This window comes from Acinetobacter sp. YH01022 (assembly GCF_013420235.1).
GTDB lineage: Bacteria > Pseudomonadota > Gammaproteobacteria > Pseudomonadales > Moraxellaceae > Acinetobacter.
The window spans coordinates 105,940-128,939 of sequence record NZ_VOYP01000002.1 but is presented as its reverse complement, the minus strand read 5'-3'; the positions used below and the strand labels follow the sequence as shown (position 1 = coordinate 128,939).

14 protein-coding genes are annotated in these 23,000 nt (G+C 44.1%); 8 read left to right on the top strand and 6 right to left on the bottom strand.

The features are described 5' to 3' along the window. The first annotated feature begins 97 nt into the window (after positions 1-97). From FTT87_RS01365 to FTT87_RS01330, 8 genes are all read left to right on the top strand, one after another. The gene (locus FTT87_RS01365; RefSeq protein WP_180174184.1) at positions 98-2,320 is read left to right on the top strand and encodes a primosomal protein N'; all 2,223 of its coding nucleotides are present in this window, start codon (positions 98-100) and stop codon (positions 2,318-2,320) included. Positions 2,321-2,379: 59 nt separating this feature from the next. Further along, complete coding sequence (locus FTT87_RS01360; protein WP_180080143.1) at positions 2,380-4,221, top strand: monovalent cation:proton antiporter-2 (CPA2) family protein; 1,842 nt, start codon at positions 2,380-2,382, stop codon at positions 4,219-4,221. A gap of 50 nt (positions 4,222-4,271) precedes the next feature. Further along, positions 4,272-5,147, top strand: coding sequence for an Hsp33 family molecular chaperone HslO (locus tag FTT87_RS01355; RefSeq protein ID WP_086195241.1), 876 nt, complete (start codon positions 4,272-4,274; stop codon positions 5,145-5,147). A 225-nt stretch (positions 5,148-5,372) separates the two neighbouring features. Continuing rightward, positions 5,373-5,828, top strand: a complete 456-nt coding sequence (locus tag FTT87_RS01350) for a DUF2147 domain-containing protein (RefSeq protein ID WP_086195240.1) — start codon at positions 5,373-5,375, stop codon at positions 5,826-5,828. Positions 5,829-6,257: 429 nt separating this feature from the next. Further along, positions 6,258-6,719, top strand: coding sequence for a DUF2147 domain-containing protein (locus FTT87_RS01345; RefSeq protein ID WP_180043262.1), 462 nt, complete (start codon positions 6,258-6,260; stop codon positions 6,717-6,719). A 142-nt stretch (positions 6,720-6,861) separates the two neighbouring features. Then, a complete protein-coding gene (locus FTT87_RS01340; protein ID WP_180174183.1) occupies positions 6,862-7,827 on the top strand; it encodes a DnaJ C-terminal domain-containing protein in 966 nt (321 codons plus the stop codon). 10 nt (positions 7,828-7,837) lie between these two features. Beyond that, on the top strand, positions 7,838-8,176 hold the full coding sequence (locus tag FTT87_RS01335; RefSeq protein ID WP_086195237.1) for a chaperone modulator CbpM: 339 nt from the start codon (positions 7,838-7,840) through the stop codon (positions 8,174-8,176). A gap of 96 nt (positions 8,177-8,272) precedes the next feature. Beyond that, positions 8,273-8,530 (top strand): YdcH family protein, encoded by a 258-nt coding sequence (locus FTT87_RS01330; protein WP_086195236.1) that lies wholly within the window; start codon positions 8,273-8,275, stop codon positions 8,528-8,530. Positions 8,531-8,640: 110 nt separating this feature from the next. Here FTT87_RS01330 and FTT87_RS01325 read toward each other — a convergent pair whose 3' ends face one another. From FTT87_RS01325 to FTT87_RS01300, 6 genes are all read right to left on the bottom strand, one after another. Then, entirely contained in the window at positions 8,641-9,876 is a 1,236-nt protein-coding gene (locus tag FTT87_RS01325; protein ID WP_180174182.1) for a magnesium transporter CorA family protein, read from the bottom strand. Between the two features lie 259 nt (positions 9,877-10,135). After that, a complete protein-coding gene (gene pnp, locus FTT87_RS01320; RefSeq protein WP_180174210.1) occupies positions 10,136-12,223 on the bottom strand; it encodes a polyribonucleotide nucleotidyltransferase in 2,088 nt (695 codons plus the stop codon). A 268-nt stretch (positions 12,224-12,491) separates the two neighbouring features. After that, positions 12,492-12,761: a 30S ribosomal protein S15 gene (gene rpsO, locus FTT87_RS01315; protein ID WP_005007057.1), complete on the bottom strand. Its 270-nt coding sequence runs from the start codon at positions 12,759-12,761 to the stop codon at positions 12,492-12,494. 968 nt (positions 12,762-13,729) lie between these two features. Then, positions 13,730-15,493: an exodeoxyribonuclease V subunit alpha gene (gene recD / locus FTT87_RS01310; protein WP_180174181.1), complete on the bottom strand. Its 1,764-nt coding sequence runs from the start codon at positions 15,491-15,493 to the stop codon at positions 13,730-13,732. A gap of 63 nt (positions 15,494-15,556) precedes the next feature. Then, entirely contained in the window at positions 15,557-19,255 is a 3,699-nt protein-coding gene (locus FTT87_RS01305) for a UvrD-helicase domain-containing protein (RefSeq protein ID WP_180174180.1), read from the bottom strand. Positions 19,256-19,263: 8 nt separating this feature from the next. Further along, positions 19,264-22,956, bottom strand: coding sequence for an exodeoxyribonuclease V subunit gamma (locus FTT87_RS01300; protein ID WP_180174179.1), 3,693 nt, complete (start codon positions 22,954-22,956; stop codon positions 19,264-19,266). Positions 22,957-23,000: the final 44 nt, after the last annotated feature.

Here is a 23,000-nt window from a genome sequence, read left to right as displayed (position 1 = left end):
AATCATTCATATTCTTAGCTATAAATGATTTGCTCACTCTAACATAACTCTATCCTTAGCACGACGAAATTTGATCAGGACCATTTGACCTTTATTTATGCCAAATACACCACCGACTCTAGCCGACATTTATCGCATTCGTGTTGCCGTACCTGTACATCTCTATGACTGTTTTGACTACACCTTAACGGCTAAACAATATCAGCAAGCTGAAGTTGGGGCACGTGTGGCCGTGTCGTTTGGACGGCAAAATCTGGTGGGCATTATTGTTGAAAAATTAACGGCCGATACCCCGATTGATCCGCGCTTTAAGCTCAAAGCCATCACTGAACTGCTGGATGAACAAGCACTTTTAGATCAAAAAATTTTAAGCTTGCTCACTTGGTCCGCGCAATATTATCAATTTCCGATTGGTGAAGTATTTCAGAGTGCCCTGCCGACATTTCTGCGTCAGGGCAAACCCTATAATTTATTGGCCCGGCTGTGGAAAGTTCTGGATTTACATGCTGAAGACAAGCTAACGCGCTCTGAAAAACAACAACAGGCTTATAAAGTGCTGAAATTACATCCTCAAGGCACTACAGAAAATATTTTAAATTTAGCCGGAATTGAAACGGCGACACTCAAGGCACTGGAAAAGAAGGCGATTGTGCAATGTATTCTGGAACATCAGGACTTTAGTCCTCAACCGGTCACCCTGGCACAAATGCCCTTAACCGCCAATGACGATCAGAAAAAAGCCATTCAACAGGTGTTGAAAGCCCAGAAAAAATATCAGGCTTTTTTACTGGATGGCTTGACCGGAAGCGGTAAAACTGAAGTGTATTTGCAAATCATGCAAGAGGTGCTGAAACAGGGCAAACAGGTCTTGGTTTTAGTGCCTGAAATTGGCCTGACCCCGCAGACCATCAGCCGGTTCCAGTCACGTTTTCATGGCAACATTGTACTGCTGCATTCAGGACTGAACGATTCAAAGCGCCTGCAAGCCTGGCAGGCTGCACAAACTGGCAAAGCTTCGATTATTTTAGGGACCCGTTCAGCCATTTATACACCGCTGCCCAATCTGGGCCTGATCATTCTGGATGAGGAACACGACCTGTCTTTCAAACAGCAGGAAGGCTTTCGCTACCATGCCCGTGATGTGGCAATGTACCGTGCCCATCTGGAAAATTGTCCGATTATTTTAGGCTCAGCCACCCCGAGTATTGACAGCTATGCACTGGTTGAAATGGGGAAAATGACCCGTTTAGAACTGAATCAGCGTGCCGGTGCAGCCGTGATGCCAAAAATTCATCTGATTGACCTGAAAATTGCACAAAAACAGAATGGCATGAGCCAAAGCCTGATTGATGAAATTCAAAAACGTCTAGATAAAAAAGAACAGGTATTGGTGTTTTTAAACCGTCGCGGTTATGCCCCAGTGCTGATTTGTGAAAACTGTGCCTGGCAAGCCAAATGTCCGCATTGTGATGCCAACTTTACCGTGCATCGCCAGCCTTATCAGCATTTGCATTGTCACCACTGTGGCAGTATTCACCGTATGCCCGAGCAATGCCCGCAGTGCAAGCATAGTGAATTAAAACCGATTGGCCTAGGCACCGCCAAAGTGGAAGAAAACCTGCAACAACTGTTCCCCCATTTTGACGTGATTCGGGTCGACCGCGATTCCACCAGCCGGGTCGGCAGCTGGCAAAAAATTTATGACAAAATCCAGAAAAGTGAACCGGTGATTTTGCTCGGCACCCAGATGCTGGCCAAAGGACATCATTTTCCCTATGTCACTTTAGTGGCTATTTTAGATATTGATTCCGGCCTGCTCAGTGTCGATTTCCGTGCCACCGAACGCACGGCACAACTGATTGTACAGGTCGCTGGTCGTGCTGGACGCGGTGAACGCAAAGGTGAAGTCTATTTACAAACCCTACGGCCGGATCACCCTTTGCTGAATACCTTAATTGACAAGGATTACCGGCATTTTGCCAAACAGACCTTAAAAGAACGTCAGGCCGCCGCTTTACCACCTTTTCGTTATGCAGCCTTAATACGCTGCGAATCGAAAAGTCAGGAACAGAACCAGGAATTTTTACAGCAGCATGCACAGGCGTTAAGACAGGTTTCGGAAAACCTGATTGATATCTGGGGACCGATTCCTGCCCCGATGGAACGTAAGGCCGGGCGTTATCAGGCGCATATGGTGCTGCTGTCACAAGATCGGGCCCGATTACATTTTTATATCCGTACCTGGTGGCAAAATATGTTGCATGAAAAGCCCTCAAACATGAAACTGACACTCGATATAGATCCTCAAGAATTAAGCTAAATCAACATTTATGCTGTGCTTAAATTCCTTGAAATTAAAATAAATTCCAGGACAAACTAATGTCGCTACTGTTACAAATTACGATTTTTCTGGGTGCTTCGCTGCTCTTGGTGCCGCTCGCCAAGCGTTTTGGCATTGCCACGGTACTCGGCTATTTGTTTACAGGCATTCTGCTCGGTCCCAGCGTATTGAATATGGCCAGCGATCCGGACGCGATTCAGGAACTGGCCGAATTTGGCGTCATCTTGCTGATGTTCATTATTGGTCTGGAGCTGCGTCCACAACGACTGTGGGAAATGCGCAAATCCATCTTTCTGATGGGCAGCTTACAAGTCGGCATTACCGGAGTTATTCTGGCAGTCGTGACTTTTTTTGCCTTACAGCAGAATCTGGCCGCCAGTTTTGTGATTGGTATGGCGCTGGCGCTATCCTCCACTGCCTTTGTGTTACAGCTGCTCTCAGAAAAGCAGCAACTCAACACCACCTTCGGGCAACAATCTTTTTCTATTTTACTGTTTCAGGACATTGCGGCCATTCCCCTGCTGGCGATTATTCCCTTACTGGCAGGTACTGAATCGACCCACCATGGAGTGGCCTACTTTGCCGCCATTATTGCCACCTTTAGCGGTTTGTTCCTGTTTAGCCGCTATATGATGCGGCCATTTTTCCGCTTTGTGGCCAAAAGTGGCGCGCATGAACTGATTACCGCAGTCGGCTTGTTTATTGTACTGGGTGTCGTGGTACTAATGGATGTACTCGGCATCAGTACCACCCTGGGCGCTTTCTTAACCGGGGTGTTGCTGGCCGACTCCGAATTCAGGCATGAACTGGAAGCAAGTATTGCACCGTTTAAGGGACTGCTGCTGGGCTTATTCTTCATGACGGTGGGCATGACCACACAATTATCCCTGCTGGTAGATATGCCCTGGTTGATTATTGGCGGTGCCCTCATTTTAATGCTGGTCAAAAGCATCACCCTGATGGCGATTGCCCGTTATTTAAACTATTCATGGCGTAACAGTTTGCTGCTGGCCACCTGTCTGGCCCAAGGCGGTGAATTTGCCTTTGTGGTGCTGAAAGTCGCGACGAGTGAAAAAGTTCTTACTCAAGCCATGCTTGAACCTTTGACCCTGATTGTGACCCTTTCCATGGTGCTCACCCCAATGTTTTACTGGTTGATCAGTCGCTGGATTATTCCTTTAATAGATAAAGAAAAAACGCCAGTTTATGATGAAATTCCAGACATCCATAACCCGATGATCATTGCCGGTTTTGGCCGTTTCGGACAGATTATTGCTCGTATTGCCCATTTACAACACCAGTCTTTTACCGCGATTGACAGTAACCTGGAAAAAGTCGATTTCGTACGCAACTATGGCGGCACGGTATACTATGGGGACGCGACACAACCCGATATTTTACGTTCCGCAGGCATTGAACACGCCAAAGTTTTTGTTCTGGCGATTGATGATATTGAAGACTCCATGAATGTGGCACGTCATATTCGTTTAAACTATCCCAATCTGAAACTTTTGGTGCGTGCCCGAGACCGTCATCATGTGCATTTACTGCGCGATTTAGGTGTCGAACAGATCTGGCGTGAAACTTATTTATCATCGCTAGGTATGGCTTATCGCGCTTTACGCGAATTAGAGATTAGCGAAGAAGATGCGTATAAGAGTATTGAACTGTTTCGTGATTACGATGAGAAATTATTGCTTCAACAGCAACGGGTTTATACTGATGAACAGAAAATTTATGAGACCCATCGTAATGCACTGGCAGAACTTGAGCATTTATTTGAAAGTGATGCTCAAATTCGTCAAGAACCCACTGGCGTCAATTTACAACGCGGCTTAGCACATCAGCGTATTGATGTCACAAGAGATGATAGTAACTAGCTTGTGTTTTACAATATAGACACCATTAACACGGGCTATTGGAGAAATTTATGTCTGAATTACGTCAACGCTTTTATATTGAAAATTGCCCGATTCGTGGTGAAGTGGTTCATCTGGAAAGCGTTCTGCAAACGATTCTCGCGCAACGTGACTATCCGCAAGCCATTCAAATCCTTTTGGGGGAAATGCTCAGCGCTACCGCATTGTTAGCCAGTACCCTGAAAATTAAAGGCCGGATCAGCCTACAAATTCAGGCAGCTGGCACTTTTAAATGGGCTATGGCTGAATGTAACCATCTAGGCCAGCTACGTGCATCAGCCGATTATGAAGAAGATCCACGCTTTTTTCAGGCAGAAAACAGCAGCACGGTATTTAATGCCCTGGTCAATCCGATACTGTTTATTAATATTGAGCCTGAATTCGGTGAACGCTATCAGGGTATTATTGCGCTTGAGCATGATACTTTGGCTGGCTGTTTGATGCAGTACTATGATTTATCTGCACAAATTCCAACAAAAATCGTTTTATCCAGCACAGCTGAACGTTCTGGCGGTCTGCTGATTCAGCTCTTGCCACGCAATAGTGAAGAAGAGCAGCAACGTGTGGATGAAGACCTCTGGCCACGCCTGACCATACTGACCGAGACATTGAAAGCGGAGGAACTCACAGATCTGGAACCGACTGAAATTCTTTACCGTCTGTACAATGAAGAAGATGTGCGTTTACCTGAAGCTGAACAATTAAGCTTTGGTTGTACCTGTTCTAAAGAGCGTTGCGCCAATGCCTTGATTCAAATTGGTGTGGAAGCAGTACGTGAAACTTTAGAGTTCCAGAATCCCATTACCATGGATTGCCAGTTCTGTAGTACCCGCTACACATTTACTGCGGAAGAAGCCTTTGGTTTATTTGGCAAACACTTAAGTTAATTTGATCAAGTAAACAAAATCAGAGCAGCAATAATAATTACTGCTCTTTTTTTATCTTTCCAAAATAAAATACATCATTTTTTACTTTATTTTATAGCGTTTTTTTACACTTGTATTTTAAATATTTTAGCGTAAAATCCGCTTTTAAAATAAAGCAAAACTATCTCAAATAATGCTTTATTTCTAATGCATAAAAATAAATTAATAATTGGAAATATTGACCACATGAACACAAAAATAATGCTTAGTCTATTATTACTGCTGACCTGTCCTTTTATTCATGCAAAAGCTCCTGACTTGGTGGGAACATGGAAAACGATTGATGATAAAACAGGATATGCCCGTGCTGAAGTTCTCATCACTAAGCAAGAAAATGGAGCTTATCGGGGAACAATTATCCAAGTCCATGCCATTCCAAACCGTAGTGCTATTGATCATTGTGAAAAATGCAAAGGAGCACTCAAAAATGCGCCTCTGATTGGCTTACCGATCTTGTCAGGCTTTAAGCAAAACCCTAAAAAGACAGATGAATTTATTGATGGTCAAGTACTTGATCCCCTTTCAGGTCATGTCTATCAAGGTAAGGGACGTCTCAATACACGAGGCAATGTCCTAACCTTACGTGGCTTTATTGGTACTAGCCTGCTGGGCCGCACCGTGTCCTGGATTAGAGTGAATTAACATGCTTTTCATTCAGCACAAGTTTTTATCTCCATCCTGTTAAAAACTTGTGCATCCTCCAGATTTATAATCTTAAGAGTCAGTTCAAGTCTCATTTATGAACTATGAAATAAATTATTTTTTATTAATAACTTGGATATACTAAAAGATAAACTCCCTTACTAAAAATTATAAGAATAATAATTTCTTCATAAAAAACTGTATTTTGGCATTCAGCTAAAATATTAATTAAATAAAAATTTAAATTTTTAATATCTAAATCGAATACTTTTTAATCAAAAAGAAATTAAAAAATAACTCCCTTAGCACTATTAATTATTTATGTGACTTACTCATCAATTTAATCATTTGATTTTATAGATACTTATCGCTATAAATTAGGCGTTTTACTCTAAAATTAAAAAATAGTTCATTCAACAGGGGAAATTAGTGAAGAATTTATATAAAGGGATTTTGACCGGGGTAATTTTAGCTGCTGTTTCATCTTTCAGTTTTGCTGAAAATGATCCATTGGTGGGCAAATGGAAAACCATTGATGACCGGACCGGCTATTCTCGTGCGGATGTAGAAATCAGTAAAAAGCCAGATGGCACTTATGAAGGAATCATCGTTGCCACCCGGAGTGTACCGGGTACAGAAAAAATGGTCATCTGTTCCAGTTGCCCGGGCAACTTAAAAAATAAGCCGTTTATTGGCTTACCTTTTATTTGGGGCTTTACCCAAAATTCGGACAATCCTCGTGAATTTAACAATGGCCGTGTACTTGATCCGGTTGGCGGCAAAATCTATAAAGGCAAGGCACGTCTTAGTGCCAGTGGCAAGCATTTGAATCTGCGCGGTTATGTCGGAATTTCCGTGATTGGGCGTAGTGTGACCTGGATTAAATATTAATCGCATTCAGCATTTTTCAAGGTTCCGGTTACGGAGCCTTTTTTGTCATAATTTGAAACAATAAGGCACAGATCAATACTGTTTCAGAACTATGAAAAGCATAATAATGATTAAAACATGATCAAACCCAGATTCCCATTATATGCCTCAAAATCATTATGAAGTTCTTGGCATTAACCGAAATGCCACCCAAGATCAAATCAAGAAAGCCTACCGGAAATTGGCTCGAAAATATCATCCCGATGTCAGCAAAGAAACCGATGCTGAAACAAAAATGCAAAGTATTAATGTCGCTTATGACACGCTAAGCAATGAAGAGAAAAAAGCTGAATACGATTTCCAGCTGGATCATCCTGAAGCTTTTTATCAATCTGGAGCACAGACTGGCACAGGAGGTTTTGACCATAACCAATTTTACCGTCAGGGTTTTAACCAGCAGCAGTCCGATTTTAGTGGTTTTGAAGACCTTTTTGGACGTTTTGGTTCTGGTTTTGGCGGAGCAAACTACCAATATCAAAAGCAACAGCGCCAACAACAACGCAGTTATCAGGGTGAAGATCAACATGCCAGCATAGAGGTTGATCCGACAATTGCTTATCAGGGAGCCACTCAGCAGATTACCTTGCAGATTCCGACCTTAAATGCCTATGGCGAGCCGGAGGTTCAACGCAAAACTTTGCAGGTCAAAATTCCTAAAGGCATGAAAGAAGGACAAAATATCCGTCTCTCTGGACAAGGACAAAGTGGCATCAATGGCGGTAAAAATGGTGATTTGTACATTGAAATTCACTATAAGGATACTGCACGGATACGGGTTGAAGGTGCCGATATTTATTACAATGTGAATATTGCCCCTTGGGAAGCCGCCTTAGGTCAAAGCATTGAAATATCTACGCCTGAAGGTAAAAAAATTCAGGTAAACGTGCCTAAAAATGCCAAAACCGGTCAACAGCTACGACTCAAGGACCAAGGGGTTCCAAGCAAAGTACCCGGTCATCTCTATCTGGTTTTAAATATTGTTTACCCAACTGCGCAAACTGAACATGAACAGCAGGCTTACCAGGCTTTTTCCGAAGCCTTTACCAAATTTAAGCCTCGCAATGATTAAGGAGAGCATCATGACGACCATTCATTATCGTGAAATTATATCTGATGAATTTAATCCTGCAGATATCATTGATGAACATTACAGTTTTGATTTAAAGCACTTCGCGGATGCATGCGGACAAAGTCCGGAGTGGGTTTTACAGCTACTTGAATACGATATTTTAGACACGCGCCCAGAAGAAAGAATTCATCAATTTTTCGGTCACGATGTTTCGCGTGCACGTCGGGCCTACCGTTTGCAGCGCGACTTTGATGCCAGTTTTTCTGCGGTGGCAATGATGCTGGATTTAATTGATGAGGTACAGCAATTACGTAAACAGGTCAGACACTTGAATGTCAAAAATGCTTAAAGGTACTTTTCAGTCTCCCTGCTATCTTTTATAGATAGGTAGGTGATGACTGACTATTTTGTTCTGAAATTCAATGCTGGAGAATAATCTAGGCTTATGAAAACCAAAGAATGTAATAAAAAAGTGAAGCGCATGTTTCCTGAGCATCAGGAACTCATCCACAAATTGCGTCATGATGATCCTCATTTCGCAAAAATATTTGAGAGTCATCAGGAACTGGATAAAGAAATCGCTCAACTTGAGCTTAATCCGGTTAATTTAGTTAATGAGGATATTGATTTATTGAAGCGCAAGAAGCTGAAAATGAAAGATGAAATTTATAGAATATTGACTCAAAATGCTCAGGTCAGTTGATCTGGCAGCATACAGAAAATGGCCGAGAGCATTTTTTGAATTTAATTGAACTGTGCTGATTGTGCATCGAACACAGTGAATATGGATAAAAATTTGCTGAAAACTGACCTTTATTTAAACTTGGTCAGTTTTTCAACTTCTTTCATGGTTTCTTTGACCGAGTGCTTAATCGGCTCATAGTTTAAAAACCAGAACAGGTTCACGCGTTGATCCTGATGCTGTTGGGCCAGTAAATCAATGACGCTCTTTTCCCCACGACCCACCAGATGGCGACGATAAAAATAATAAACCAGCAGTATCGTCGTGATCAGCATCACGATCAGCATGCTCCAGAACCCGGTCGGAGATTTTAAGCCTGGAATAAACTCAAAATTCATTCCGTAAACCCCGGTCAATAAGGTTAAAGGGGCAAATATCGCGGTAATAATGGCCAGAATCCGCATGTTTTCATTGGTCTGGTTGGCGATTGCAGAAAAATGTAAATCAATGGCTGCCTGAATGGAAGCACGAAGACGAACCGTATGTTTTTGAATTCGACCCACATGGCTAACCAGATCGTCCATCCGTACCAGCATAATATCCTGCCGTTCAGACTTCTTCTTGCCTTTTAAATGAGGGTAATTATCGACAATTTCGTCCCGCAGTTCTTGTAAGACATCTATTTGTTCTTCGCAAAGATTCTCCACTTGTTGAAAAGACATACTTTCCTGTAATAACTGATTCCATTTGGCAAATCTGCGATGGCCTTGCAGTAATTCTTGCTGCCAGAACTCGACACGTCGGGTCAGAGGTACACGCAAATCTAAATAACCATCGATCATGCTATTTAGCAAGCGTAAAGCTAAATCTAAAGGTGTGGTAGAAGCCTTACGCGATTTGTTCTGATCTTGCACAGAACGGGTGAAATTCATTTCAATCCGGGAAATATAATTTTCAACTGCTCTATTGCCTTGTTCACGCACCGTAATCAGCGCCTGAGGTGTAATGATAAAACTCACCGGTGTGGTGGCTAAACCAAACATATTTTCATGCTGTTCCAGCGCTTGTGCTCCGGTTTTTATATCATCATCCGGGCTAATCAGTTTACGGAAAATCAGCAGGTCATAATCTTCCAGGGTATCGAAACTACAAGGATGCTCCAGATTTAAAATATCTTTCACATGAAATTCATTTAATATCAGCTGAGTATATTGATAGATTTCTTTTTGCCACTCATCCGCACGATTCACGACATCTTCCCGAGTACAATCAATCCACAAAAAGACCGGTTCAGCTGTAACATTTTGGGTTTTCTGTACAAAAATATGCTGTTCAGTGGGATGTTGGTAGAAATAATAAACCTGCATATCAACAATTCTCTAGGGTACTTTTTTATTGTTTAATTAATGGAAATTTCAATAATTTAATCATACTATCTGCGATGAAATTATCAGCTGTGCGAAAGTGTTAAGCAATAACATACAACTGGATTTACATATTTTAAACCGAATTTTTTCGCTGCCCACAAAAAAGCCCCGAGCCAGCCAAAGTGATTGCTTTGACGAAGCTCAAGGCTTTTTTAATCATTTTCATTCACATGAGCTTAGTCATGTGAAATTCAAACCATTAAGCTTGTTCGATGTCTTTCATGGTCAGTTTGATACGACCACGGTTGTCAACATCGGCCACTTGAACCTTGATTTCCTGACCTTCAGACAATACGTCTGAAACATTGGCAATACGTTCGTTCGAAATTTGAGAGATGTGAAGCAAACCGTCAGTACCCGGAAGAATGTTCACGAATGCACCGAATTCAACGATACGAATCACTTTACCTGTGTAGATTGTACCTGGTTCGATTTCAGCAGTAAGCGCCTGGATTTTCGCAACTGCAGCCATCGCAGCAGCTTTAGTTTCACCAAATACGCGAACTGTACCGTTGTCTTCAATGTCGATTGCTGCTTTGGTTTCTTCAGTAATTGCGCGGATGGTCGCACCACCTTTACCAATCACGTCACGGATCTTGTCAGGGTTGATGCTGATCACCTGGAATGTCGGCGCGTGCATAGAAATTTCAGGACGGGCACGTGAAATCACCTGGTTCATCGCATTCAGGATGTGCATACGACCTGCATATGCTTGATTTAACGCAACTTCCATGATCTCTTCAGTGATACCTTCAATCTTGATATCCATTTGAAGTGCAGTAATACCGTTTGCAGAACCTGCAACTTTAAAGTCCATGTCGCCAAGGTGGTCTTCGTCACCCAAGATGTCAGAAAGTACTGCGAAACGCTCGCCTTCTTTCACTAGACCCATTGCAATACCGGCAACTGGTGCTTTAAGTGGAACACCTGCATCCATAAGTGATAATGAAGCACCACATACAGAAGCCATTGAAGATGAACCGTTTGATTCTGTGATGTCAGATACAATACGGATCACGTACGGGAAGCGGTCAGCTGCCGGAAGTACGGCTTGAACACCACGACGCGCCAGACGACCGTGACCGATTTCACGACGTTTAGGACCAGATTCACGACCAGTTTCACCTACCGAGTATGCAGGGAAGTTGTAGTGAAGCATGAAGTTATCAGTTTTAGTACCCGCTAATGTATCTACCATTAACGCATCACGTGTATTACCCAAAGTCGTTGTTACCAAGGCCTGAGTTTCACCACGTGTGAATAATGCAGAACCGTGAGCACGGTCTAGAACGCCAACTTGTACGTCAAGTGCACGAACTGTTTTGGTGTCGCGACCGTCAATACGTGGTTTACCTGACAAAATGTTGTCACGTACGGTACGGTATTTAAGGTCTTCAAAGAGTTCGTTCAAGTCATCTGCAATGCCAGTTTCGTCATTTTCAGGAACGAATTGAGCAACTGCTTCAGCTTGAAGTGCATCCAATGCCGCATAACGGTCTTGTTTCACCGCAATGGTATAGGCTTCAGAAATTTTCGCTTCAAATGCTTCTTTTAATTTTGCACGAAGGTCTTCATTTTTCGCTGGAGCAACCCAAGTTGATTCTTTCACACCCGCAGCTGCAGCGAATTCTTTAATGGCCTGGATTGCAATTTGCATTTCGTCATGACCGAAAAGCACAGCACCTAACATTTGGTCTTCAGAAAGTTCTTTCGCTTCAGATTCAACCATCAATACTGCAGATTCCGTACCTGCAACAACGAGGTCAAGGTCAGATTCTTTTAACTGTTCATTGTTCGGGTTAAGAACGTATTCACCGTTGATTAAACCAACACGCGCACCACCGATTGGACCACGGAAAGGCGTACCTGCAATAGCAAGTGCTGCTGAAGTACCGAGCATTGCTGCAATATCGGCTTCCATAGTTTTATCAGAAGATACCACAGTCGCAGTGACCTGAATTTCGTTGTAATAACCTTCTGGGAACAATGGACGGATTGGACGGTCGATTAAGCGTGAAATTAAAGTTTCAGCTTCAGACGCACGGCCTTCACGTTTACCGTAACCACCCGGGATACGACCAGCAGCATATTGTTTTTCTTGATAGTTAACAGTCAGTGGGAAGAAGTCCTGACCTGCTTTAGCAGTCGGTTGAGCAACCACGGCAACCAGTACGGTTACACCGCCCATAGTAATCAGAACGGTGTTGGCTTGACGCGCAACACGACCTGTTTCTAGTACAACTTGATGTTGACCAAATTGAAATTCTTTACGAACAATATTAAACATTGACATGTATTTTTCTTTCCTAGTTCTTTTGAACAGTTATTCTAGTGGAGACCCCTAAGGTTTGGCATTCACATCAACTGCATAAATGACAAAGCTTAGAAGCCGACCTCACTAGACTATAAAATGTATGAATACACTATTTTTAAACACAAAGAAGGAGCGAAACAATCGCCCCTTCCCCATTACCTAACCAAAGCCAGGTATATTCTTAATTTTCAGCAATACAGCATTTAACATGCAATAGTCCGAAAAAATAAGTTTAATCGAATTAACGACGTAAACCTAAAGCAGCGATCAAAGCGCTGTAACGAGTAGCGTCTTTACCTTTAAGGTAGTCAAGAAGCTTACGACGTTGGTTAACCATACGGATAAGACCGCGACGGCTATGGTGGTCGTGTTTGTGTTCTTTAAAGTGACCTTGCAAATCATTGATTTGGGCAGTTAAAAGAGCTACTTGAACTTCAGGTGAACCAGTGTCGTTTTCAGCGCGAGCAAATTTAGCAACGATCTCTGCGCGATCTGCGTTTGTTAAAGCCATTCGATTTCTCCGAGATGCTTAAAAATTACATTTGATAGAAATCAATTGATTTCTCAATTGACTGCCGTGCATCACTACAGCAAGTGCGTTATTTTAAGGGAAAATCCGGGGGATTGCAAAAAGAGAAACCACTTTTCATTTTTTTATATCAATTCATTGAAAATTATTCATTTTTTATTTTATCCCTTCCACTTTGAATTGATACCTTAACGCTTAACGTTCATTCTAAAAAACTGGGGAAACTGTGTTACCCATGAAAGCGCCTCTTTTTATTTTCCCGTTACGGATTGAAGATAAAAAAAAAAAAAAGCCCAAGCTAGGCTTGGGCTTTTTTTGCGCTGTAGTTTCTTATGTTTTAATTATTATTCTTTTATTTATAGTCATAATTTACGCTTTTCGCGTTTATCGTTATAAACATTCCTTGTGTGAAGCTTTACTTCCTTATGTGGTAGATTCTGCCACAAAACATTGTGTAAAAAAGTCGACTTTCTCGTATCTACTTGTAAGTCTTTTCGTACATTAATTATTATTTCTTATATTTCATGTAACCAAAAAAATCAAATATATCCAATAAAATCAAACACATTAACACAAACCAAAGATGTAATTTATACAAAAGCACCTCTATCTACCGTATTTGATTTTTAGCGCTACAACTAGGACTTAATAGTGGTCATTTCAGCCAATCATTTTTGTAATAAATCGCCTAATTGTGCATATAAAAAAGCCCTGTAGTCTCTCCCAAAACTACAAGGCTTAGCGGCTGTAAGTTTCCTCTTTATACTTACTTCATTGTAAGTTCGCTGTCTTTCGGCATTATTATTATGTTATGGCGATTTTACCCAACTTTCCGTGTTGAGCTTTTTATGTGCAGCCATCATCTCAAAAACATTCCTAAAGCTCTATGCGCCAATTTCTCGAATTGATGTAAGCAATTTCGTACAAATCTTTAAATTATTTATTTACAATTAACAATTTAGTAAATTATTAATTTTATCTAATACCCCGCTTTTTCTTATGGTTTTAATGGTTAAGGCTTGTACAAAAGCCTCTTGATCAGCCAGCACACTCACTACTTTTTTGGCACGGGTAATTGCGGTATACAGCAATTCTTTACTGAGTAAATTTTTCGCAGCCTCATCCAATACCACTGCGGTATGGGTAAATTCCGAACCTTGTGATTTATGAATGGTCAGTACAAATGCCGTTTCAATACTTTTCGGTAAGCGGGTAGCGGGTACCCATTTTTCCAAACTCGGGAAATAGACTTCAAACTGTGACTGTCCATCACGGCTACGTTTAAAACAGATCCCAATATCCCCGTTCGACAAACCCAGTTGATAATCGTTATAGGTCATCATCACTGGTCGACCAACATACCAATCGCCTTGCCTGCTCATCTGTAACGATAAAACCTCCAGTAAGCGCTGTTCAATCTGCTGATTCAGCTGGTCTAAACCGAAGGCACCATGACGAATTGCCGCCAAAATCCGGTAATCATCAAAAGTCTTGATCACCGGTGCTACCCAAAGCTCAGGTTCATCGGCGGTTAAATAGCTTTTCAGCACTTCAATATAGGGGTGATAGCCCAACATCAGCTTGTCGTAATAAGTTGTCCGGTCAAATTGCCCGGTCAAATGAGCAGGAAAATACTCAAGTTGGATCTGATCCGCCATTTTTGCCTGCAATGACACTGCCTGGATTTCACCCGGATTAACCACTTGCTGTGCAAACTGGTCGAGTAAGGCTGCACTGGTTTGCACAGCTTGCTGGGTCTGAATGAATTGTGCCATTTGCCCAATCAATGCTCCTGCTTTAAAACGGCGACTGTTGACCAAATTGACCCGATTTTCAGCCAGAGCCGGGACTTGCTGTAAGTCGGCCAGTACGGCGCCCACGTCCACCGCAGCCAGCTGGTCAGCATCGCCCAATAAAATTAACCGTGCCTGATCAGGCACCGCAGACAACAACATATTGGCCAAACTGAGATCCAACATCGAGGCTTCATCAACCACAATCACGTCATAGGGCAAAGGCTGCTGGACATGAAAGCGTGGCTGATAACTACTTCCTAGCCCCAATAAACGGTGAATGGTGATGGGGTTGAGCTGCTTTAACTCATCCGTTACTAAGTCTTGCAGTTTTTCATCATTCAGCGAGTTTTGCAGCGCTTCTTTCATGCGCTGTGCAGCCTTACCGGTCGGCGCAGCCATGGCAATGCGGATATTCGGCATCGCCTGATTCAGCACGGCAATAATTCGCGCCAAGGTATAGGTTTTTCCGGTTCCCGGTCCGCCAGTAATGATATTCAGTGCCTGCTTCGCCACCATCTGCAAAGCCTGAATTTGATAGGGGTCAGTGAGTAAATCGGGATAAGCTGCAAGATCAACAGGGGGAATAGTTTGTTGTTTAAGACGTACCACTTGCTGGGCCAGAGACTGCTCCATCGCCCAGTAACGGTACAGATACAGATGCTGCTGATCAAAAACAAAAGGCGCGATATTTTGCTCGACATTTTCAGCCAAAACCACTAAATCATGCAGCATATCCGCTTGCTGCCGAGTTGCAGAAATACAACTGTCACCGTGTTGAACCGCTTGCAGAACCTGTTCAATAATATCACTGCTATCTTCGTCCTGCGGTACATAGCTAAACGGCTGCTGGCGAATAAACTGACTCCAAGTGCTGATCCATGCAGCGCTTTGATCATCTTTATATTGTTTATTTTCCACACAGTTATCCTCAAAGTTATCCACAGCTTAATCTATTGTTTAAAAGCCATTAATTTTCATAAATCAGGCTATTTTGCTGTTTTTATCTTCAGTAAAACTGCCTAAAATAGCATCAAGCCGTAGTATAAATTCGGCCTCCGGCTTCCAATGATAAAAGCCCTGTTGCGCCTGCCCATTCATGCCGCGCAAATACAGATAACTTGCGCCACCCAAATGTTTTTCAATGTCATAATCCTGCAGCTGTACCGTTAAATAGCGATGCAATGCAACCAGATACAAACCAGCCTGTAGCCAATAGCTGGCATGCGACATGCTCTGCTTAATTTCCATCTCAACATAATGCGATTGATCGGTGCCTAAAAAGTTACTTTTATAATCGGCGATGTGATAATGCTGGCCATCAAAATACACCAAATCGATGGAACCGGTGAGATAGCGTGCAGAATTGGCCGGGTTAAAATCTAGCATCTCAATACCATGTTCTGCATAGAGCTGATGAATACGCTGGATGGCCAAAACATGATCTGACAAGGACAGATAAAACGGAAATTCAGCCAGATATTCATGTTCATTCAGTTGATTGAGCTGAAAATCCTGATGTAAGGGTGTCGTTAACACCTCGGCTAGCCATTCACTCATCCAGCCAATCAGCTGTTCTTCATCGACCTGCTGAAACTCCTGCTCATATTTTAACGAAAGTTCTTGCCACAAAGCAGGATAATCATTTTTAAAACGGCGTCGGATTTCCAAAGACCAGTCTTGCTGATCTTTAAAATCAATATGTTCGAAAATTTCATGCAGGAATGTTCCTGCCACTGTGCCCATCGGAAAATTGCGTTTGATCCATGCCAACGGTTGGTTGGCAACAATCTCAATTACTTCAATCACATGGATTTCATCTGCGGCACTTGGCATTTGCTCGGTATTCACCGCCAGCGCATCCATAGCCTGTTTACGGCTTAAATGCTGGGCCAAGGCACTGAAACTGGTTTTGGAACGTGGATAAAAGCGCTGGCTAGGGAATTGCAAAGCCTGTAAAGGCAAAAGTTCCTGCTGCTTGGCTTGCAGCTTGACCGGTCTTTCAATCAGTAATGCTTCTTCAGCACTGGCGGGATGCTCAAAGTCTTGCCCGCGCCAGAAAGCCAAACCATGATTGGACTTGCCTTCCGGATCCTGTAACAAGGCATAAACCCGATGGCTGGCCCGGGTCAGGGCCACATACCAAAGCCGATGCTGCTCTGCGACAGCACGGGCATTGTGCTGATCAATTGCGTTTTGATCGAGCAAATGCTTGTCATTCACCGCAACCACACGCTGAATATCCACTTTCCCGGTCACCGGATGAACATGTTCTACCGTGGAAAAGTTTAGGGTTTTGTTCATTTCCCTAAAATCTTTATCTGCCCCAAGCAGGAACACAATTTTAAATTCCAGTCCTTTAGACTGGTGAATGGTCATCAGTTGCACCCCTGCCTCATTGGACAGTTTGCGTTCCAGTTCCCACTCACGTTCCGCTGGAGATTGCAGCTGTTTCAGATACCAGTGATAAAGCTTTTGCGCGCCCTGATACTGTTCACTGTGCTGACATAATAATTCGGTCAGATGACGCAGATTAACCACGCTACGTTCATTATCGCGGCTCTGGGTGGCCACCAGGTTTTTCCAGACCTGAAATAAATTCAGACAATATTGCCACGCGGTTAAAAAGCCTTTTTGCAGCCACATTTCCCGAATGCAATCAAAGTTGTAAATGAACTGGCTCAAACCATCGGCCTGGGCTGCAAGCTGTATCAATTGCTGCAAATTAAAGCCTAATAGACGGCTGAGTAAAGCCCGCTTGATTTTGCCTTCGTCATAAGGATGCATAATGGCTGCCAGTACCGCCCCAACATCTTTGGCAATAGCATGATCAAACACACTGCGTTTCGATGGACGATTGACCCGAATGCCCAGACGCTCCAATTCATACTGGGCTTTATCCAGACCATCATGGTTTTTCGATAAAATTGCGATGTCATTTTCAATCAGATATCTGGGACCAGTTTTTTCCGCCAGATAGAGTTTTTCTTCAATGCCCTGATTGAGTAAATCACGAATTTTCCAGGCGACCTGAATCGGCTCGTCCTTTTTATCATTCAGCAACAGCCAGCGCAGCGGTTGATGATTTTCACCCTCTGCATCGATGAGTGCCGGATGAGGACGCGAGCCGGCTTCAACTGGGCTATAAATCACCTCTTCACCAAAGTCCATCTGCCGCTGAAACAGGGCATCCACCGCCTGCACCAGCACTTTAACCGAACGGTGATTATGGCGCAGGCTGTATTGCCGTCCCTGTTTGGACAGCACATCGGCACGGGCTTTGTTATAGGTCAGCATGTCGCCGCCACGGAAACCATAAATCGCCTGTTTCGGGTCACCGACCATGATCATGCAACCTTGCATATAGCGCTTCTGGTCGCGCCAGATCCGCGCCAACATATTGTCCTGATCCTGATTGGTGTCCTGAAATTCATCTACTAAAATCAGGGGATAACGTGCCTGCACAAACTTGGCAAAGCGTAGTCCCTGCTCACCTTGCAAGGCTTCTGAAAGCGTGCGAATCTGCTGGGCAAAAGTGGTTTCGCTTTTTTGCTGCAGCACTTGCGGCAAGCGTTTTTTGACTTCTTTACTTAAATAAAACTTCAGATAGGCATCCAGCAAATCCAGATCCAGATTGAGCTTGGACAAAGCTTCGCAAAAACTTTTTAGCGCTTGCATCACTGAGTGCTGTTCAAACTGATGCAATACCTCTTCTGCACATTTATTCAGGACTTTTTTCGTTGCCAGATCGGTCAGATTTTTCAGGGTCGTTTCAAAATGCGGGGCAAATAAGGCATAGCTGCGCTGTTCAGCCAAAGCCTGAATAAAAGCCGGTAAATCCTCACACAGCGTACGCTGCATCATGCTATCAGTGCGCCATTTTTTGCCAATGACCGAATGATACTGACCATCTGCGGAATAATATTCACTCAATCCGGCAATCAGGCTTAAATCCAGCTGGATAAACTCATCCACCAACTGCTCAAACTGCTTTAAATCCAGCTCGGGCGCCTGCACTTCCTGAAACTGTGCCGAAGCAAAGTTCAGGCTATTTTCCACTACTGGCACATAAGCTTCCTGTGACTTCAGCTTTTGATTCAGTAGCAAATAGTCCACCACATTTTGTGGCTGCAACTGAATCCATTCACGCAGCACATCATGAATCAGTTGATAGGTATAACTTTTGGCATCATCGGTAATATCGGCCCGTTCAATTTTGCCACTTTCAAAGGAAAACTCGCGCAACAGCTTTTGGCTAAAGCTATCCAATGTACCGACAAACAGTTCATCCAGCTGGTCAATCACCAGTTTTAAACGCTCACGGGCAAAATCCACTCGCGTAGCATAGTCACTCAGCACCTTTTGAAATAAGGGGTCTGTTTCAGCGGCAATTTTGGCATGAATTTCAGTCTCGGTCAGGGTCTGACAGCGTTCAAAATAACGCAAGGTTTCCACCAGACGTGCCCGGATCCGGTTTTTCAGTTCTGCTGCAGCGGCACGGGTAAAGGTGGTGGCAATCACCTGATTGGGCAGATATGGCCCAAGAAAAATCCGCACCATCAGACTGGACAGGGTAAAGGTCTTGCCAGTACCGGCCGAAGCTTCAATCCAGTGCAGGCCCTGGAATTGCATATCCACAATCGGATTAAAAGACATTTGAGTTAATATTTGGGGAGAATTCATATTCTTTTTTATTCTTCAATAGCCTGTTGATGCATAAACACCGGTTGATAGAGCTGATAGGAAAATTGTGCGCAGGCATCTTCCAGCAATGCGGTTGCATCCTGTTCCTGTAAAATAAACTGCCAGTCACGGTGCATTTTGGTGGCTTCATTATCCGCCACAGAAAAGCCGCTGAACTTACCATCTTCATGCCAGTCTTTATAGATCACATCCATATCGTCAATGCACATCTGGTTCTGCTCATTGGCTTGCCAGTTATGCTGTTTATCTTTCTCAGCAATTTTAAGCAGCAAGGCCGCAGGCAACACCAGCGGCTGGCTTTGTCCATATTTCCATGCAGCCATCCAGTGATCCAGCCATTCACGGGCTTTATTGGATGTCACGCCATGACACAAGATGGTCCGGTCACTAAACACCACAATCCGCGCCAGTTTTTCGCCACCATCCCCCAGATTCAGATAACCTAGCCAGAGCAGATATTCCAGCCAGACTTTGGCACGGCGCTTGGCACGCGCGCTTGAGGCATCCAGACTGACCCATTTTTCTGCGCTATTTTTCGGCAAATGAATGTTCATATACACATGATCATTGACCTTCCACACCTGCTGCGTGGTCGGGGTCACTTCAGGGGCATATTTCAGCAAGCGGTCTTTTAAATGCTGCTGTTCAACCAGACTCATTTGCCAGCTGCTGTGTTGCAGTTTGCCTATTGGCAGCTGATCCATCAGCAATTCAGGCTGTGCCGTACCCTCCTGTTTTTGCAGGAACTGGCGCACGGCATAACGCCCCAAACCATCCAGCAACAAAGGTTCCTGTACCGCAGGCAGATCTTCAGGGCGCAGGTTTTCCACCCCCAAGGTTTTTAAATATAAACGTGCCGGAAACGTCACATCCTGAATCCATTGATGACTGTCCAGCACCAAGACATCCTGCTGCAGATCCTGATAAGGCGTATTCACCCAAGATGAACGCTGTCCGGTGGCATGCCGAATCTGTCCCGCTACACAGAACCACTGATCCTGATAACGTACCGGGCGGGCCGCTTCAAAGCCCAGTGGATCAAAAGGTAATAAGGGATGCACATGATACAGCGAGCGTAGTTGTTCAGGCACCTCTACACCGCTGATGATTACCGTTTCATCGGCTTCCGCATCAGGCCTTTTGTTCTGCACAATATAGGCCAGATGCTGTACCAGTTCCTGCACCACGGTGGATGGATCACGCACTTCACCATCATTAATGTCGAAGCCGTTATAAAACAGCCACAGATTGTCCTGCGCCAATAGCAAGTGATCTAAAAATGCCCCCTGATCATCTTCCAGACGGGAACGGTCGCCGAGCTGCGGTTTGAGCAAATCCATCAAATCAAAAGGTAAATGCTGGCTACGATTGGGAAACTTACCACTGTCCAGTCCCAACATCACAATCAGCTTATACGGCACAGGACGAATCTGCCCGATCTGGCTAAAAGTAATCTGCCCGGTCGGTTCAGCATGGTCCAGCTGCATTTCCAAGGTGTTATTAATTTCTGCCAACAGATAAGGCAGAGGCAGGCTTAAACTGCGCAAGGCATGATGATCGTGCTCATCGTAGAAACTGGCCAGTGTCAGCATTCGTTCCTGTTTTTTAATGATTTTATACACGGTCGATAATGACTCGACGCCAGTTTCTTCAAACTCGGCAAGATCCTGCATCAGGCGTTTTAGCCACTGCTCTACAGGGACATTTTGTCCTTGCTCATGCGCAATCATCCAGTCCCGGCGCGCGTCAAAATCCTGATAAATCTGGATCAGCTTGCCAATCAGCTCAAAATCGCTGGGCAGGACCTGGGCAAAACTGAGCGTGCCCTGAAACAGGCGATGCTCAGGAATGGCAATCCCCAAGGCCAAACGGTCGAGCGCAAATTTAAAACTAAAACGATAGTCTTCATCGCCTTCGCACAGGCTACGCTTTAAATGCTCGGCATCCAGTCCGCGTTTAAAACCGGCAGCAATCAGCAATTCCGTAATGCGTTCAATGGCATTGACGTCCAGACTGTAACGCTGCTGGGTCGCGCTTAAACTCAGCCAGTCGGCAAAATCTTCAATACTGAAACGCCCCTGAATCAGTTCAATCCGGCCCAGTACCGCTCGCCAAGCATTCAACGCATCCAGTTGTGCCACACCGGCAATTTGAATGGGCAGATATACACTGTCTTTGGACAGTTGATGACTGCTGCCGGCTTTATGCTGAATCAGGTCACGTTCGCTGGGTGGCGGTGCAAATACGCTGCGGATCAGCGGTTCAAGCTCGCTTAAGCTTGGGCTGAGCACCAAAATATCACTGGGTCTACGCGGTGCTTCTTTGGTGCCCTGTGCCAGCCAGTGAATCAGCTGTTCTTTTAACACTTCCAGCTGGCGCAAACTGGAATGGCAAACATGAATTTGTATCGAATCATCCTGTTCATCCAGTACATATTGATGCTGCTCTGGCTCCACCAGATACAAAATATCAGACTGGATTTTACCGAGTAAATTCGCTTTATATTCATCAATAAAGGCATCTGCCCAGACCCCATCTTCCCCCGAAGATAAATTCGATAACAGGGAGAAATGGTCACGCGCCTGCTTGCCAAAACGGGTCAACAAAGGATGACGCGACTCGCGCTGTTCTGCATTGAAATTTAAAGTAAATTCCTGGAAAAACTGTTCAATGTCGGCATCACTGGCTTTGGGGTTTTTCGCAATAAAGCGTTCTTTGACCCTGAGGTCGTAACGTGCTTTCCAGTTCGGATCGACACTGTCGGCCCAATATTCCTGTGAAGGGTTGTAATGCAGAATATAAATATCAAGGTACTGCCCCAGACGGCGTAAAAACTCCAGCTGCATGGGAGGCAAATCCAGCAGGGTAAAAATTACCAGTTGTTGTGGCAATTTTTTTAATGCTGCCTTGCGGGTCTCAGGATGATCCAGCGTTTCCCAGAACATAGCATCAATACTCTGCATCTGTTCAAAGTCCTGATGAAACACTTCCTGCCACAGCCAACGCTGCCAGGCTTCCAGTTCACGCGCCTGATTCAGGGTAAATTCAGAAATGTCGCTATTGGTTTTAAAGAACATGTCCTCAATCGGAAGTTCTTTATTTTGTCCCCAAGCCTGCAGCCAGTTAGTTGGACAGCTGCACATATTGGGAGGGCAATTTTTCTGGCAATGGCCGCGATATTCCATGTAATGGCTAAACAGGCGTGATACCTGCTCTGCCACCCAATACAGCATGCCCTGCTTTTTCAGCTGCTTTTCAATGCCCTGTTCCAAACGGTCGGCGCTGTCATAAATCCGCTGTACGATGGAATATAAAGGATGATCAAGCTGTAAAGAATTTTTTTCGCCCTGAATAAAGGCTTTTAATGCCTGAAACACGCGCCACTTGATAATAATTCGTGGAATATTGGCTTTACGCACCTGCTCTTTTTGATCGACCAGCACCCATTGATAGGCTGACCATTGGAAACCACGAATCCGGTGATGAAACTGGGTATTGGCACTGATGCCTTTTTGCTCTGCCAGCTTTTGGGTCAGCCAGGCTTCAACCGCATGCGACGGCACAATAAAGTGTTGAGTTTGCAGCACCTGAAAAGGTGTTGTGGCAGGCTTATTCACGGTCGTCAGCATGGCGTGCACCAGCACGTCTATACGCTGACTTTGAATCACATGAATGGCCATGACTGCATTACCCCAATATTTTTTAAAAAATGAAACGCCTACAA